Source organism: Hoeflea marina (assembly GCF_003182275.1).
Classification (GTDB): domain Bacteria; phylum Pseudomonadota; class Alphaproteobacteria; order Rhizobiales; family Rhizobiaceae; genus Hoeflea; species Hoeflea marina.
The window spans coordinates 107863-123686 of the sequence record NZ_QGTR01000002.1 but is presented as its reverse complement, the minus strand read 5'-3'; the positions used below and the strand labels follow the sequence as shown (position 1 = coordinate 123686).

The window sequence follows — 15824 nt, the reverse complement described above, 5'->3', positions numbered from 1 at the left end:
CATCCACATGATCAGACTGATGCGAAGCGGATCGCCTTGATCTCCATCAAGATGCGGTGGCGCAGCGTCGTCCGTCCGGATCGTTCCCGCCGCTGGTCGGCGGCTCGTCGGCTGGTCCGCCCTGCCCGCCGCCAGGGGATGGGGTGGTTCCATTCAGGCCAGATTCCCCCTAGACAGGAGCATGGACATTGACTCTCATCTCGTTGCCACCGGGGCTGACATGCCCTCCGCCCGGTCTCGCGGCTCACGGAGCGCCGGATCGAAGGCGGTCCGCGCAAGGCGCGGCGTCACTGCCGGGGAGACGGATCGATGAGCAAGGCAATTGCCGGATTGGTCCTGGCGGGCGGCCTGTCGCGACGGATGGGCGGAGGCGAAAAGGGCCTGCAGCCGCTCGGCGGCCGGCCGATGATCGCGCGGGTGATCGACCGGATCGCGCCGCAGGTCGACCTGCTGGCGATCAACGCCAATTCCGATCCAGCCCCCTATGGGCACTTCGGCCTGCCGGTGCTGCCCGACACGGTCGGCGGCCATGCCGGCCCGCTTGCAGGTGTGCTGACGGGGCTCGAATGGGCGGCAACACTGCCGGGCGTCACCCACCTGGTCACCGCCGCGACCGACACGCCGTTCCTGCCGCTCGACCTTGTCGAACGGTTCGCGCTGCTGGCGGGCCCGGAGCGCATCGTCGTCGCCCGCTCGGGGGGCAACCTGCATCCGGTGTTCGGACTCTGGCCGACGGTCCTGCGCGGGGACCTGGCGCAGTGGCTGGCCGCGGGCGACACCCTGAAGGTGCGCGCCTGGGTCGATCGGCACGATCACGTCGCTTGCGATTTCGAGGCGGATGCCGACGGCGCGCCGGACCCGTTCTTCAACGCCAACACGCCCGGGCAGCTCGCCGAGGCTGAACGCTACCTCGCCGGGGCCGCGGCATGACCCGACGCATCTTCGGCGTCGCCGGATGGAAGAACTCCGGAAAGACCACGCTCACCTGCCGGCTGGTGGCGGAGTTCACCCGCCGCGGCTTTGCGGTCGGCACGGTCAAGCACGCGCACCATCTCTTCGATATCGACCGCGAGGGCACCGACAGCCACCGCCATCGCCAGGCAGGCGCCCGCGACGTCGCCATCGTTTCCGGCCGCCGCTGGGCGGTCATGCACGAGCTGGGCGAGGCCTCCGAACCGTCGCTTGACGCGGTGCTGGCGCAGCTCGGGGCCTGCGACCTGGTGCTGATCGAAGGCTACAAGCGCGAAAGCCATCCGAAGATCGAGGTCCGAAGGCTGGCTGCAGGCGACCGGGCGCCGCTGCCCGACACCCATGGGAGCATCTGCGCCATCGCCGCCGACCATCCGGTTGCCGATGCCCGAATTCCCGTCTTCGCGCTGGACGACATTGGCGGGATCGCCGATATGATCGCGCGGACAACCGGACTGGGAGGGACCGCCGCATGACCCCGCGCAAGCTGCTGAGCGACTGCTTCCGCACCGAGGGCGACCCCATGAGCCATGGGGAATGCCTGGCGATCCTCACGGGACGGCTTTCGACGGTGACCGGCACCGAGGAGCTGCCGCTGGCCGCGACTTCCGGACGCTGGCTCGCCGCGGACATCATGGCGCCGCGCAACGTGCCGCTGCACGACAACGCCGCAGTCGACGGCTACACGTTCGCGGCGCCGGCCAGTGGTCCGATGCCGGTGGTCGCCCGCATCGCTGCCGGTGATCTCGGCCGCCACAGCCTGGAACCGGGCCAGGCCGCCCGCATCTTCACCGGTGCGGCCATGCCTGAAGGCGCCGACACGGTGGCGATGCAGGAGGATTGCACGGTCGAAGGCGACACCGTCAGCGTTCCGTCCGGTCTCCGGCGCGGCGACAATGCCCGCCGTGCCGGCGAGGATGTGGCCGCCGACAGCACCGTCCTGCACGCCGCATCGCGGCTGCGGCCGCAGGACATGGCGGCGCTGGCGTCCTTCGGTCTGGCGCGGGTCAAGGTGCGCGCCCCGGTGCGGGTCGCGATCCTGTCGAACGGTGACGAACTGCTGGAGCCGGGCGCCGAAATCAGCCAGGGACAGGTCTATGATTCCAACCGCGCCATGCTGCGTGCGCTGACCGCCACCCTGCCCTGCGAGATCACCGATCTCGGCATCCTGCCGGACAACGCGGCGCTGATCGAAGCCACCCTGGCCGAGGTCGCCAAGAGCCATGACGTGATCCTGACCAGCGGCGGCGCATCGCACGGCGACGAGGACCACATCGTCAACGCCGTCGACCGACTGGGCACCCGCCATCTCTGGCAGATGGCAATCAAGCCCGGCCGGTCGATGAGCTTCGGGCAGATCGGGGACTGCGTGTTTCTCGGCCTGCCGGGCAATCCGGTGGCCGCCTTCGTCTGCTTTCTGCTCTATGTGCGCCCGGCGCTCACCGTGCTTGGCGGCGGCAGTTACCGGGAGCCGGTGCGGTTCCCGGTGGCGGCCGGCTTCGAGGTGCGGGACAAGAAGCCCGGTCGCCGGGAGTTCTGGCGCGGCTCGCTCGAGACCGGCGCAGACGGTCGGCCGGTGGCGCACAAATTCGCCCGAGATGGCTCGGGGCTGATCTCGGGGCTGCGGGAAGCGACCGGCCTGATCGAAGTGACAGAGGCCACGACCACGGTGGAGCGGGGCGACCTGGTGTCATTCCTGCCCTTCACAGGCTTTGGAATAGACGGCTGAAGAGCAGCCGGCGCGCGATCGCCCGCGAGAATGCATTGCGGCGAACCCTCCGCCGAAGCTCGGGTCGCCATGCGGGCCAGGCTTGCCGGCAGAATGGCGCCCAGGACCGCGAGCGCCAGCTTGCGGCCTGACGCACCGCGGCTCGCGGATCACAGTCGCGGAGCCGCACCCATCATCCGGCCGCCTGCACGGCTTGGAACACTCCCGGCAAGGCGGTCCCGGCACCCGATTGGTGGCCTCACTGCCGAAGTCCGGTGATGCGGCGCAACACGGCGCGCTGCAGCGGCGGGGCACGGCCGGCTGCGCTGAGGGCGAGATTGCGGAACTCCGCGAGCAGCGGATTGCGCGTCTCGACGAGCGCCAGGAGCCGTTCGGAAAAGGTTATCCATTCGCCTCCGATCGGCCGGCGTTCGGCGGTGTAGCCGTCGAGTTCACCGTCTGCGAGCCGCGCGGCGAAGGCCGAGGCATCCTCGATGCCGAGATTCATGCCCCGGGCGCCGATCGGCGAATGCACATGCGCGGCGTCGCCGCCCAGCGCCATGCCATCGGCCTGGTAGGTGGAGGCCTGGCGCACCGACAATTCGAAGCTGTCGGCCTGCAGCAGCCGATCCACCGTATAGCCGCCGGGGATTCGCGACAGCGCGTCGGGCGTGTTGGAGACGGCGCGAAACCGCCGGGGGCCGATCGGAATGATGAAGCCGGCATCGCCGTTGCGGTGAAGAAACACATGCGCCGCCAGCGGCTCGTGGGGCCAGCCGTCGATCTCCGCATCGGCAATGCTCCATCGGCGCCGATGGGTCTTGCCCTCGAACTCCGCCCGCATCTGGCGGCGCACCGTGCTGTGGGCGCCGTCGGCACCGAACAGATGGTCGCAGGACACCGTGATGGCACCCTCCGGCGCGCGGATCGCGGCCAGCAGGCGTGCCCCGTCGCGGTCCACCGCGACAAGCTCACTGCCCCATTCGACATGGATCCCCTGTCGCTCGAGCGCCGCAACCATGCAGCGCTCGGTTTCGCGTTGCGGCAGGGAAAGCAGAAAGTCGAAGCGGTGGCCGAGCTGGGTGAAATCCAGTTGGCAGAGCTGCCTGCCGGAGGCATGGAAGCAGAGCTGCCGGACCTTCAGTCCCTTCGCCAGCAGCAGTTCGGTCACGCCGGTGGGCTCCAGCAGATCCAGACTGTTGGGGCTGATGCCGACGGCCCTGCTCAGCGATGTCGGACGATCCTTGCCGTCGATGATCCGCGGCAGATATCCGCGCCGCGCCAGTTGAAGGGCGGCCGTAAGACCGGTCGGTCCTGCGCCGACGACGAGTATCTCCATCTTCTCCCGAGTCATGTCCATGACGCCCTCGGCACATGTCTCCCGCAATGCCCCTGCTTGCGCCCCAGCCGCTCCGCCAGGCTCGCGAAAGGCCGCCGCGATGCACCACCCTCACATTCCAATTGTGCCGCAGAACCTGCATGCGCGCAATCGCAAGCGGTGCGGCCTCCGACCTGCACGTCACCGCAAGAATCCTGTGGAGGTGGAACAACCGCCGGGCTGGCGAGTTGTCGGGGTGAACAACAAGGAGTTTATGCCATGACCCCTCCGCCCGCTTCGGCTTCGAAGTCTGCCGCAGCCGCCGCCACCGCGGCCGATGCCAACGCCGCCGGCGACGATGTCCTCAATCAACTGGAGCTCTTGCGCCAGGATGTGACGGGCCTCGGCAAGGCCATCCGCGAATTCGGCTCGCTGAAAGCGGAAGAATACAAGGAGCGCGCCTCGCGCCTGGGTGAGGAGGCCGCGGACACGTCTCAGCAGGCGCTCGACCAGGCTCGCGACAGCCTTGCATCGCTCGAAAGCGACCTCGAGGAACGGATCCGCCGCAAGCCGCTGAAGGCGGTCGCGGTCGCAGCCGGCATCGGCTACCTGTTCGCCGCCTTCACGCGCCGCTGAGCGCTCGTTAAAAACTGTGCAGCCGGGTTGAACCTCCGGCTGCCCCCGCCGGAGGCCGGTCCATCCGCCGCCTCCGGTGTCAGCTCGGCCGGTTCGTCGCTGCATCGGGGCGAAAACGGGGGCGGCATCGGCGCTCTGGATGATCATATCCAATCACCATCTTGTGAATATCGGCACAAACCTGTAATCCATGCCTCACCCAGCGAGGCGGATTCATGAGCCATCCCAAAGCACGGCGCATTTCGGCATTGTCCGATGCCCTCGTCACCCACCGTGTGCTGCACATCAAGACCGCGGCACAGATGCTGGGCGTTTCCGAGATGACCGTGCGCCGCGATGTGGGCGCTCATGGCGACCGCTTCGCCTTTCTCGGAGGCCATATCGTCCCGGCCGGAGATCTGGAGCGGGATGGCCCTTACGATCTGGCGCGCGCCGGCGACAGCCATGCGACCGCCAAGCGCCGGGCCTGCGCCCACGCCATCGGCTTCATCAAGCCTGACGACACGGTGTTCTTCGATTGCGGCACCACCGTCCCCCATCTGGTCGATCTGTTGCCCGAGGAGATTTCGATCACCGCGGTCTGCTACGCGTTGAATGTGGCCGAACGCCTGGTGCGCAAGCGCAATGTCCGCCTGGTGATGCTGGGCGGCGTGTACCATCCCGCCTCCGCCTCGTTCTCCGGCCCCGAGGCCCTGCGGACATTGAACGGGCTTGCCATCAATGTCGCCGTTCTCTCCGCCGCCGGCATCGACCGGCAGCGGGGCGCGACCTGCGCCCATTTCCATGAGGCAGAGATCAAACGCGCGGCAATGGCGCGGTCGCGCCAGACCGTCCTGCTGGTGGATTCCAGCAAGATCGGCAGGCTCCGCCCGGCCTTCTTCGGCGAGGCGCAGGCGTTCGACGCGGTCATCACCGAGGACGGGGCTGCCGAGCTGCCGGCCTGACTCATGTCGCCCGAAAGTGCGCGGCGGTTGGGGATCCGACATGCATGCCTACAAGGCGCGAAGTCGCTGCCCTTGACGCCGTCGCCGCATGGTGGAATAGTAACATCAAAATGAAAGAAATTTAACAATTGACGATTGGCATGACGGCCCCGGCCGCACCCATGCCGGGAGGTTGGCCGTTGGAAGCACCGCACACTCACGAGCATGGCGCGGCATCGGCCTTGGCCCATCGCCAGTCCAATCACGGGCATGCGCGCAATCCCGGCATGGAGCTCGATCTGTCCTGGGTGCTCGACAGCCGGGTGAACCTTTCGGCGACCGAGCGGCGGGTGGCTTCGCTGCCGGGACGCCGAACGGTCAAGAAGGACGCGCAGGCGGCCTGGCTGCTCAAAGCCGTGACCTGCATCGACCTGACCACGCTCAGCGGCGACGACACCCCCGAGCGGGTCAGGCGGCTCTGCGCCAAGGCGCTCAATCCGGTCCGTCGCGACATTCTCGAACGCCTCGGCATGGGTGATCGCCGCATCACCACCGGCGCCATCTGCGTCTACCACCGCTACGTCGCCACTGCCGTCGAGGCGCTGGGCGACAGCGGCGTCCCGGTCGCCGCCGTCTCCACCGGTTTCCCGGCGGGACTGAGCCCGCATCACCTCAAGCTCAAGGAAATCGAGGCCTCGGTCGCCGACGGCGCCCGCGAGATCGACATCGTGATCACCCGCGAGCATGTGCTGACCGGCAACTGGACGGCGCTTTACGATGAGATGAAGGACTATCGCGCCGCCTGCGGCGATGCCCATGTCAAGGCGATTCTCGCCACCGGCGATCTCAAGACGCTGCGCAATGTCGCCAGGGCGTCGCTCGTCTGCATGATGGCGGGCGCCGATTTCATCAAGACCTCCACCGGCAAGGAAGGCGTCAACGCGACGCTGGCGGTGACGCTGACCATGCTGCGCGCCATCCGCGCCTATGAGGAGCGCACCGGCATCAAGGTCGGATACAAGCCCGCCGGCGGCATTTCGGCGGCCAAGGACATTCTCAACTACCAGTTCCTGATGAAGGAGGAACTGGGGCGCGAATGGCTGGAGCCGGACCTCTTCCGCATCGGCGCCTCCAGCCTGCTCGCCGACATCGAGCGGCAGCTGGAACACCATGTGACCGGCGCCTATTCGGCCTTCAACAGACACCCGATCGGATGACCCAGATGAGCGTTGCCAAATATTTCGACGAGATGTCCTACGGCCCTGCCCCGGAAGCCGACAGCGAGGCCCGCGGCTGGCTGGCGCGTCACGAAGGCAAGTTCGGACACTTCATCAATGGCGGCTTCACGCCATCGCAGTCAGGCAAGAGCTTCGACACGTTCGAGCCGGCCACCGGCGCCGTGCTGGCAAAACTCGCCATCGGCAGCAAGGCCGATGTCGACCATGCCGTCGCCGCCGCGCGCAAGGCGCAAGGCCCGTGGGCGAAACTGCCCGGCCATGCCCGCGCCCGACATCTCTATGCGCTGGCGCGGATGATCCAGCGGCACGCGCGGCTGATCGCGGTGGTCGAGGCCATCGACAACGGCAAGCCGGTGCGCGAGACCCGCGACATCGACATTCCGCTGGCGGCACGGCATTTCTACCATCACGCGGGCTGGGCGCAGATCCAGGATACCGAATTTTCCGACCATATACCGGTCGGCGTCGTCGGTCAGATCATTCCATGGAACTTCCCCTTCCTGATGCTGGCCTGGAAGGTGGCGCCGGCGCTGGCGCTCGGCAACACCGTGGTCCTCAAACCCGCCGAATTCACTTCGCTGACCGCACTGCTGTTTGCCGAACTGGCGGCCGCCGCGGGCCTGCCCGCCGGCGTGCTCAACGTGGTCACAGGCGAAGGCGAGACCGGCGCCCTGCTCGTCGATCACGGCGATGTCGACAAGATCGCCTTTACCGGCTCGACCGAGGTCGGCCGCCTCATCCGCGAGCGCACCGCCGGCAGCGGCAAGTCTCTGACACTGGAACTCGGCGGCAAGTCGCCGTTCATCGTCTTCGATGACGCCGATATCGACGGCGCGGTCGAAGGCGTGGTCGACGCGATCTGGTTCAACCAGGGCCAGGTCTGCTGCGCGGGCTCGCGGCTGCTGGTGCAGGAAGGCATCGCGCCGCTGTTCCAGGAGCGGCTGCTGCGCCGGATGTCGACGCTTCGCGTCGGCCAACCGCTCGACAAGTGCATCGACATGGGCGCCATCGTCGCGCCGGTGCAGTTGAGCCGCATCGAGGCACTGGTCAAGCAGGGCGTTGCCGAAGGCGCGACGCTGCACCAGGCGCAGATCGAAATGCCTCAAGGCGGCAGCTTCTATCCGCCGACGCTGCTCAGCGGCGTGCAGTCGTCCTCGACGGTCGCCACCGAGGAGATCTTCGGGCCGGTCGCCGTGTCGATGACCTTCCGCACGCCCGACGAGGCGATCCAGCTTGCCAACAATTCCCGCTACGGCCTTGCGGCAAGCGTCTGGAGCGAGACCATCGGACTGGCGCTCAACGTCGCCGCCAAGCTCGCCGCCGGGGTGGTCTGGGTCAACGCCACCAACCTGTTCGATGCCGCCGTCGGCTTCGGCGGCAAGCGCGAATCCGGCTTCGGACGCGAGGGCGGGCGCGAAGGCGCTTATGAATATCTCAAGCCGAAAGCCTGGCAGGGCCGCAAGCCGCGGGCGATGCCCGCCCTTCCCGCTGCAAAACCGGCCGCCGGCGAATTCGGCATGCCCTCGCTCGACCGCACCGCCAAGCTCTATGTCGGCGGCAAACAGGCACGGCCCGACGGCAATTATTCGCGCAGCATCGTCTCGCCCAAGGGCAAGGTTCTGGGGGAAGTCGGCGAAGGCAACCGCAAGGACATCCGCAATGCCGTTGCCGCCGCCCAGGCAGCCGCCGGCTGGTCGAGCGCCACGGCGCACAACCGGGCGCAGATCCTCTATTACATTGCCGAGAATCTCAGCAGTCGCGCCGACGAGTTCGCAGCCCGCATCGCGGCGATGACCGGTGTATCGTCCGGCAAGGCCGCGGCCGAGGTCGAGGCCTCCATAGAGCGGCTGTTCACCTATGGCGCCTGGGCCGACAAATATGAAGGCGCGGTGCATGTGCCGCCGTTGCGCGGCGTGGCGCTGGCGATGCCGGAGTCGCTCGGCGTGGTGGGCGTTCTGTGTCCGCCGGAAGCGCCGCTGCTCGGCTTCATCAGCCTGGTGGCGCCACTGATCGCCATGGGCAACCGGGTGGTCGCGGTACCGAGCGAGGCCCATCCACTGGCCGCCACCGATTTCTACTCGATCCTGGAAACTTCCGACGTGCCCGCCGGCGTCATCAACATCGTCACCGGATCGACGGACGAACTCGGCAAGGCGCTCGCCACTCACAACGATGTCGATGCCCTCTGGGCCTTCGGCACCGCCGAGCTGTCGGCGATGGTCGAGAAGCTGTCGGTCGGCAACCTGAAGCGGACCTTTGTCGATCACGGCAAGGCCACCGACTGGATGAACCGCGCCGAGGCCGAAGGGGCGCTTTATCTCCGCCGCGCCGTGGATGTGAAGAACATCTGGATCCCCTATGGTGAATAGGCTTCACACCGGCCGGTAGATCCGCTCGGCGGTGGTCCAGAAGATGTCGGCCTGCGCCTTGGCGTCGAAGCTCTCCGTGGCGGCCCGGTGCGCCCGCGTCAGGGCGGCATGGTCGGTCCACAATTTCTCGATCGGAAAATTCGAGCCGAACATCAGCCGGTCGCTGCCGAGGATGTCGACGGCCCTGCCGACGATGAACTTGATCAGTGCCGGATCATTGGCGTGGATGAAGGTGCCGAGGCCCGAGAGCTTGGCCGAGAGGTTCGGGTGCACGGCCAGCTGGCTCAGCCCCGATTCCCAGGCGGCGCGGGTTTCGGGCGCGAGGTCGGTGAGCATCCCGGTGTGGGTGAGGATGAAGTCGGTGTCCGGGTTTTCGCCCACCAGCTCGGCGCCGTCGCGCATCTGCGGCGGAAACAGCTGCAGGTCGAAGGACAGGCCATAGTCCTTGAGCCGCGCCACATTGGCCCGCACCTTGGGATCGAGCACCTGCTCGGCCGACGGGGCAAAGCGGTAGTCCGGGTTCTCGTGCCAGTGCAACTGCATCCGCACGCCGCGGAGCAGCGGGTAGCGCGTGAGCCGGTCGAGCTGGGGCCGGACATCGTCGACCGTCATGTCGGCATAGCCGACGATGGCGTGGGGCCAGCCGGTATGGTCGGCGGTCGCCTGCACCCAGGCCACTTCCTTCTCGAAATCCTGCTTCGCCCAGTTGGTCTGCACATAGACCGCCTTCTCGATGCCGGAGCGGCTCTGGTCCTCGAGAAACTCCTCGATCGGATAGTCGCGCCGGATCGGCTCGTAGGGACCGAAGATGCGCGGCACCATCGGCCCCTTGAGCCAGGGCAGGTCCTCCTGGCGCCAGATGTGGAAATGCGAATCGATGATCGGTTGCGTCATGATGCCCTCCGCCAGAGAGTTTTCGCGTCGGGCGCGGAGCGCGCCAGCGACAGCAGGAATCGGGTGAGTCCGGCGATCGACGAGCCGTCGACGAGGTCGTCGAGCAGCGGCAGGATCGCCTTCAGCGCCGCGGTCTCCGGCCGGAAGCGCGGATCGCCGGCGAGCGGCGTGGCGAGCGACAGCCGATGGGCGCGGGCGGCAAAGCGCTGCACGGCAAGCTGCATGGCCGCCGGATCGCCGCGCTCCAGCGCGTCGGACAGGATCACCACCGACGCGCCGCGGGCAAAGGCCGAGAAGCGCGGCACCGAGAGAAAGGCGAGCAGCGTGGCGCCGATCTGGGTGCCTCCGTCCCAATCGTCGACCAGTTCGGACGCGCGCGCCAGCGCCTGGTCGCGGTCGCGAACCCTGAGCGCGGAGGTGAGCCGGGTGAGCCGCGTGGCGAAGCTGAAGACCTCGGCATGGGGCGCGCCCTGCACCACGGCGTGCGCCAGCCTGAGGTAATCGGCGGTGTGCAGCTTCATCGAGCCCGACACGTCGATCAGCACCAGCAGCCGGCGCGGCACCGTCTGGCGCTTGCGCCAGCGCGGCGACGGGATGTCGCCGTCGGAGCCGAGGATGCTGCGCAGCGAACGCCGCAGGTCGACATGACCGCCGGACGCGGTGCGCACGGTGCGGAAGGATCGGCGCCTGGGCAGGCTGTCGGAGATCCGGCGCTGGAAATTCGTGAGGCGGGAGCGGTCGCTTTGAAGCTCACGGCGACTCAACTGCTCAGCGGCTGACGAGAGTTCGCCGCCGGTCTCGGTCCGCTGGATTTCGAGCTGCTCCTCGATTGCACCCCCGTCATCCTTGATTTCGGTTTCGTCCTCGCCCTCGCCTTCAACGACCGCCGCCGCCTCGCCATAAAACCAGCTGCGGAAATGCGCCTCGAACTCGTCGCGCCTGTCGGGCTGCGGCGCCAGCATCGCCAGCGCCGCCTCGCGGATATCGTCCATCGAACGTGGCCCGAGCAGATACACCGCCTGCATGAAGCCGGTCACCTGTTCGGGCGCCACCGGAAAACCGTGGCGGCGGAGCAGGCGGGCGAAGCCGAAGAGAGGTCTGGCGGCCTGAGGCAAGTCCGATGGGTCCGGGGCGCTGGTCGGGCTCATGACATCGCCGCCTCGACGATGCGGCCCAGTTCCGGCGCGATGTAGCCGAGATCTTCCTCGTCCTTGATCAGCACGCCGATGGCGCGGCGGAAGGCTTCGGGCCAGGGGCTGCCGCCCTTCTCCAGGATGGTGGCGGCATTGGCCCATTCGACCGCCTCGGCAATGCCCGGGGGCTTGGCCAGCGGGCGGGCACGGATGTCGCGCACGGCGCTGGCGACGGCGAGCGCCGTCTGCCGGACGACGTCGCCGGCGCGCAACATGATGATCTCCGCCTCGCGGGCCGCGTCCGGGTAGGCGATCCAGTGATAGACGCAGCGCCGGCGCAAGGCTTCGGCCAGTTCGCGGGTGCGGTTCGACGTCAGCACCACCAGCGGCCGGCTTTTGGCACGGATGGTGCCGCGCTCGGGAATGGAGATCTGGAAATCCGAGAGAAACTCCAGGAGCAGCGCCTCGAATTCATGGTCGGAGCGGTCGATCTCGTCGACCAGCAGCAGCGCTTGTTCCGGCGCCCGCAGCACCTGCATGAGGGGCCGGGCAATGAGGAACCGGTCGTCATAGATGTCGGTCTCGTGCTCTCCGGCCTGGCGGATGGCGAGCAGCTGGCGCTGGTAGTTCCACTCATAGAGTGCGTGCGCTGAATCGATCCCCTCGTAGCATTGCAGCCGCACCAGGTCGCGGCCGAGCGCGGTGGCAATCGCCTTGGCCGCCTCCGTCTTGCCGACCCCGGGCGCACCCTCGAGCAGCAGCGGCTTGCCGAGCCTAATGGCGAGGAAGATGGCGGTCGCCAGGCTCTCGTCGGCGAGATAGGCCGCCTCCGCCAGCCGTGCCGCCACGGCGTCGGGCGAAGCGGCAAGGCTGTCGATTGCCCCGCTTGCCATCATCCGGTCCGCATTTCGCCGGCCTGCGCCTTCAACGCGCGCAGGATGCGCTCGGGCGTGATCGGCATCGAATCGATGCGAACGCCAACCGCGTCGAAAATGGCGTTGGCAAGCGCCGGGATCTGGGGATTGGCGCACATCTCGCCCACGCCCTTGGCGCCATAGGGGCCGTCGGCGGCGGGCCGCTCGATGACGATGGTCTCGGTCGCCGCCAGATCGCCGGGTCCGGGCATCAGATACTGGTTGAAGTCGGTGCCGCCGTGCTCGCGGTTCGGATAATAGGGCTCGGTGGTCTCGTAAAGCGCGTGGCTGATGCCCATCCAGGAGCCGCCGACGAGCTGCTGCTCGACCATCTTCGGATTGAGCGCCCGGCCCACCTCGTAGACATTCTTGACCGAGACCACGGTGACCTCGCCGGTCTCGTCGTCCACCTCGACGTCGGCCACGACGCAGGCATGGGCGTAGCAGGTGGCGGGCTTCATCGCCCCGGTCTCGGTTTCCGGAAACGAGCGCGGCACCAGGAACATGCCGCGGCCGGAGATCGAGCGGCCGCGCTTGAAATGGGCGGCCAGCGCGGTATCGAAGATCGAGATCGACTTCTGCGGCGCGCCCTTGACGTGGATGTTGCCAGTGCCGTCGGTGTCGAGGTCCGAGGCGTTGACCTCGAGTTCGTCCGCCGCCACCTCCAGCATCACCTGGCGCGCCTCCTCGGCCGCCTGCCTGACGGCGTTGCCGATGCGGTGGGTGCCGCGCGAGGCGAATGTGCCCATGCAATGCGGGCCGGTGTCGGTGTCGGCGGTGTCGATGGTCACGAGGTCCGTCGGCACGCCGATGGTCTCGGCGCAGATCTGCGCCATCACCTGCTTGAGCCCCTGGCCGAGATCGACGCTCGACAGCGAGACCATGAAATTGCCGGTCGGCGTCGAGTGCACCAGCGCCTGGCTGGGGTCGCCGCCGAGATTCATGCCGGTCGGATAATTGATCGCCGCCACGCCGCGGCCCTTCCGGATCGCCATCTCAGGCCTCCCTTCCGCGCGAGGACATCGCCATGTATTTCTCCGCCACCGGCCAGTTCGCCACGCGCGAGGCCTCCTGCATGCATTCGATCAGCGCCGCGCCCTCGGTCGGCTGGCGATGCGCCTTGATGTCGCCGTCGCGATAGGCGTTGATGAAGCGGAACTCGAGCGGGTCCATGCCGATGAGCCGGGCGAGCTTGTCCATCTGCACCTCGAGCGCGAAGTCGGCGATGGTGACGCCGAAGCCGCGCATGGCGCTCGACGGCGTGCGGTTGGTGTAGACGCAGTAGGTGTCGATCCAGACATTCGGCACCGTGTAGGGACCGGGATAGTGCGCCGCTCCCTTCTGCGCCCCATAGGGCGAATGTCGGGAGAAGGCGCCGGCGTCGGTGTAGCCGGTGACCTTGCGGGCGACGAGCCGGCCGTCGTTCATGACGCCGTCCCTGAGAATGATCGTCTCGGCGGCGCGCGGCGAGGAGATCTGCATCTCCTCCTCGCGGGAATAGATGAAGGAGACCGGCCGGTTGGTGAGCTTGGCCGCCAGGATGGCGATCGGCTCGACGATGACATCGACCTTGCCGCCGAAGCCGCCGCCCACGGTGCCGCCGACCATGTGCAGCTTGTGTCCCGGCATCTGCAGGATGATCGAGGTGTTGTCGAGGGTGAAGAACATCGCCTGCGTGTTGGTGTAGCAGGTGAAGCGGTCGTTTCCGTCGGGTGTGACGATGCAGCCGGTGGTCTCGGCCGGCGCCTGCTCGATCGGCGAGGAATGATAGGTCTGCTCGAGAATGTGGTCGGCCATGGCGAAGCCGGCGTCGATGTCGCCGAAGCGCACCTTGCGATGGTCGCCGCTGTCATAATGATAGTAATTGCCGGGGTGGTGCTCGTTGACCTCGGGCGCGTCGGGCTTGAGCGCCTCGAGCATGTCGAAGACCGCCGGCAGCACCTCGTAGTCGATCCTGACCTTCGCCGCCGCTTCCTGCGCCGCACGTTCGCTCGTTGCCACCACGGCGACAACCGCCTGGCCCTTCCAGCTCACCTTCCGGTCGGCGAGCACGGTCTCGTCCTCGGGGCCGACCTGGATCAGGATCAGGATGGTGTAGACATTGTGCGGCACGTCCTTGGCCGTCAGAACGCGGATGACGCCCGGATGCTTCTCGGCTTCCGACGTGTCGATGGAGCGGATATTGGCGTGGTGATGCGGGCTGCGCACCATCTTGAGATGCGTGAGGCCCGGAAAGGTGCGGTCGGCGAAGTAGTTGGTCTTGCCGGTGACGTGGCCGGGGAGATCGGAGCGCGGCCGCGACTGGCCGATCTCGTGGAGATCATCCTGACGCTCATCGGCGAAATACTCTTTCCGGATTTCCATGATCGCCTCCTCAGCCTGCGTTCTGCGAATTGGAGCGGGCGGCGGCGAGCACCGCCGCGATGATCGGCTCGTAGCCGGTGCAGCGGCAGACATTGCCGGAGATCGCCTCGATCACGTCCTCGCGGGTCGGGTTCGGGGTGTGGTCGAGCAGCGCCTTGGCGGCCATGATCATGCCGGGGGTGCAGAAACCGCACTGGGCGGCGAAGCCATCCATGATCGCGCGCTGCAGCGGATGCAGCACTCCACCCGCGGCGAGCCCGGCGGTGGTCTCGATGGCTGCACCCTCACAGGTCTGAGCCAGCGTCAGGCAGCTAAGGCGCAACTCGCCGTCGACGATCACCGAGCAGGCGCCGCAGGTGCCCTGCTGGCAGCCGCCCTTGGGAGAGGTGTCGCCCATCGTGTCGCGCAGCGCGTGCAGCAGCGTCGTGCCGCTCTCGATGAACTCGGCCCGCTCCTCGCCGTTGAGTGTAAATTGAACCGGAACCCTGGCCATTCTTCCTCCTCCTGCCGCAGGCCCCGAGGCCGCGGCGATCTCTCCCAGACGCCTCTCTCAGCCGAGCAGCAGCCGCCTGAAATGCACCGGCAACACTTCGGCCCGGTACCAGGCGCTGGCGATCGGATCGGTGATCGGATCGGTTCCCTCGCCGATGGCCGCGACGGCTGCGGCGATGCCCTCGCGGGTCAGCCTGCTGCCCACGAGCGCCCGTTCGGCGGCAGCCGCGCGCATCGGCCGCTCGGCCATGCAGCCGAGCGCGATCCGCGCCGTCTGCACCGCGCCGGCGCCGTCGGTGTCGATCAGCGTGGCGATCGAGAGCACCGAGACACCCTTGGGCTTGACGCGCGAGACCTTGAGGAACCTGAAACTGCCGGCGGGGGGCACGGCAAAGCTGACGGCGGTGACGATGTCGTGCCCGGACGGCGTGCCGTTGCCGGCGATGAAGTCCGCCATCGGCATGTCGCGATCCGTAAAATGCACCGTGACATCGAGCGCCAGCAGCGCCACGGCAAAGTCTCCATAGGGCGCGGGCGCATGCAGATTGCCGCCGACGGTGGCCATGTTGCGGATTGCCGGGCCGCCGACCGCCTTCGCCGCGCGCACCACGTCGCCGAGATCGCGGCGGCGGGCAATCGTCGCCATGGTCACCGAAGCGCCGATGCGCACCCGGCCGTCCGCGTGGTCGATCGATGACAGGGCCGGGTCGGTGGCCCGCACATAGCCGGTGACCGAAATATCGCCCTCGTTGACGGCTCGCACCACCAGCGTGCCGCCGCCGAGATAGCGCGCGCCGCCCGACCTGAGCGCCGCCGAGGCGTCCTTGACCGTCGAAAACGTCTGCAGGGAGAGCGACATGGCGAAA

15 protein-coding genes are annotated in these 15824 nt (G+C 67.7%); 7 read left to right on the top strand and 8 right to left on the bottom strand.

Features of this window, described 5'->3' with window-relative positions; genetic code table 11:
- Window positions 1–309 precede the first annotated feature (309 nt).
- The 3 genes from mobA to DFR52_RS07065 are packed head-to-tail and all read left to right on the top strand — an operon-like array spanning window position 310 to window position 2698.
- On the top strand, window positions 310–930 hold the full coding sequence (gene mobA / locus DFR52_RS07075) for a molybdenum cofactor guanylyltransferase MobA (RefSeq protein ID WP_110031265.1): 621 nt from the start codon (window positions 310–312) through the stop codon (window positions 928–930).
- A complete protein-coding gene (gene mobB / locus DFR52_RS07070; RefSeq protein WP_110031264.1) occupies window positions 927–1445 on the top strand; it encodes a molybdopterin-guanine dinucleotide biosynthesis protein B in 519 nt (172 codons plus the stop codon). The genes mobA and mobB overlap by 4 nt, the downstream gene beginning before the upstream one ends.
- Window positions 1442–2698 carry a molybdopterin molybdotransferase MoeA gene (locus tag DFR52_RS07065; protein ID WP_110031263.1) on the top strand — a complete coding sequence of 419 codons (1257 nt, stop codon included), beginning with the start codon at window positions 1442–1444 and terminating at the stop codon, window positions 2696–2698. Before mobB ends, DFR52_RS07065 begins: the two co-directional genes overlap by 4 nt.
- A 238-nt stretch (window positions 2699–2936) precedes the next feature.
- Here DFR52_RS07065 and DFR52_RS07060 read toward each other — a convergent pair whose 3' ends face one another.
- Window positions 2937–4037 carry an FAD-dependent oxidoreductase gene (locus tag DFR52_RS07060; protein ID WP_245415237.1) on the bottom strand — a complete coding sequence of 367 codons (1101 nt, stop codon included), beginning with the start codon at window positions 4035–4037 and terminating at the stop codon, window positions 2937–2939.
- Between the two features lie 237 nt (window positions 4038–4274).
- On the opposite strand from DFR52_RS07060, the gene DFR52_RS07055 reads away from it, so the two are divergent.
- From DFR52_RS07055 to DFR52_RS07040, 4 genes are all read left to right on the top strand, one after another.
- Window positions 4275–4631, top strand: a complete 357-nt coding sequence (locus tag DFR52_RS07055) for an ElaB/YgaM/YqjD family protein (RefSeq protein WP_110031262.1) — start codon at window positions 4275–4277, stop codon at window positions 4629–4631.
- Window positions 4632–4846: 215 nt separating this feature from the next.
- Window positions 4847–5575 carry a DeoR/GlpR family DNA-binding transcription regulator gene (locus DFR52_RS07050; protein WP_110031261.1) on the top strand — a complete coding sequence of 243 codons (729 nt, stop codon included), beginning with the start codon at window positions 4847–4849 and terminating at the stop codon, window positions 5573–5575.
- A gap of 266 nt (window positions 5576–5841) precedes the next feature.
- Window positions 5842–6771, top strand: coding sequence for a deoxyribose-phosphate aldolase (gene deoC / locus DFR52_RS07045; RefSeq protein WP_210205819.1), 930 nt, complete (start codon window positions 5842–5844; stop codon window positions 6769–6771).
- A gap of 5 nt (window positions 6772–6776) precedes the next feature.
- Entirely contained in the window at window positions 6777–9161 is a 2385-nt protein-coding gene (locus DFR52_RS07040; RefSeq protein WP_110031260.1) for an aldehyde dehydrogenase family protein, read from the top strand.
- 3 nt (window positions 9162–9164) lie between these two features.
- Here the strand turns inward: DFR52_RS07040 and DFR52_RS07035 are convergent, their stop codons facing one another.
- The 7 genes from DFR52_RS07035 to DFR52_RS07005 are packed head-to-tail and all read right to left on the bottom strand — an operon-like array spanning window position 9165 to window position 15817.
- Window positions 9165–10055, bottom strand: coding sequence for an amidohydrolase family protein (locus tag DFR52_RS07035; protein WP_110031259.1), 891 nt, complete (start codon window positions 10053–10055; stop codon window positions 9165–9167).
- Window positions 10052–11203 (bottom strand): vWA domain-containing protein, encoded by a 1152-nt coding sequence (locus DFR52_RS07030; RefSeq protein ID WP_110031258.1) that lies wholly within the window; start codon window positions 11201–11203, stop codon window positions 10052–10054. Before DFR52_RS07030 ends, DFR52_RS07035 begins: the two co-directional genes overlap by 4 nt.
- Window positions 11200–12081, bottom strand: coding sequence for an AAA family ATPase (locus tag DFR52_RS07025; protein ID WP_110031995.1), 882 nt, complete (start codon window positions 12079–12081; stop codon window positions 11200–11202). Before DFR52_RS07025 ends, DFR52_RS07030 begins: the two co-directional genes overlap by 4 nt.
- Complete coding sequence (locus DFR52_RS24965; protein ID WP_110031257.1) at window positions 12081–13097, bottom strand: xanthine dehydrogenase family protein molybdopterin-binding subunit; 1017 nt, start codon at window positions 13095–13097, stop codon at window positions 12081–12083. The genes DFR52_RS07025 and DFR52_RS24965 overlap by 1 nt, the downstream gene beginning before the upstream one ends.
- Window position 13098: 1 nt before the next feature.
- Window positions 13099–14466 carry a xanthine dehydrogenase family protein molybdopterin-binding subunit gene (locus DFR52_RS24960; RefSeq protein ID WP_110031256.1) on the bottom strand — a complete coding sequence of 456 codons (1368 nt, stop codon included), beginning with the start codon at window positions 14464–14466 and terminating at the stop codon, window positions 13099–13101.
- Window positions 14467–14476: 10 nt separating this feature from the next.
- Window positions 14477–14959: a (2Fe-2S)-binding protein gene (locus DFR52_RS07010; protein WP_110031255.1), complete on the bottom strand. Its 483-nt coding sequence runs from the start codon at window positions 14957–14959 to the stop codon at window positions 14477–14479.
- Window positions 14960–15016: 57 nt separating this feature from the next.
- The gene (locus tag DFR52_RS07005; protein WP_110031254.1) at window positions 15017–15817 is read right to left on the bottom strand and encodes an FAD binding domain-containing protein; all 801 of its coding nucleotides are present in this window, start codon (window positions 15815–15817) and stop codon (window positions 15017–15019) included.
- Window positions 15818–15824: the final 7 nt, after the last annotated feature.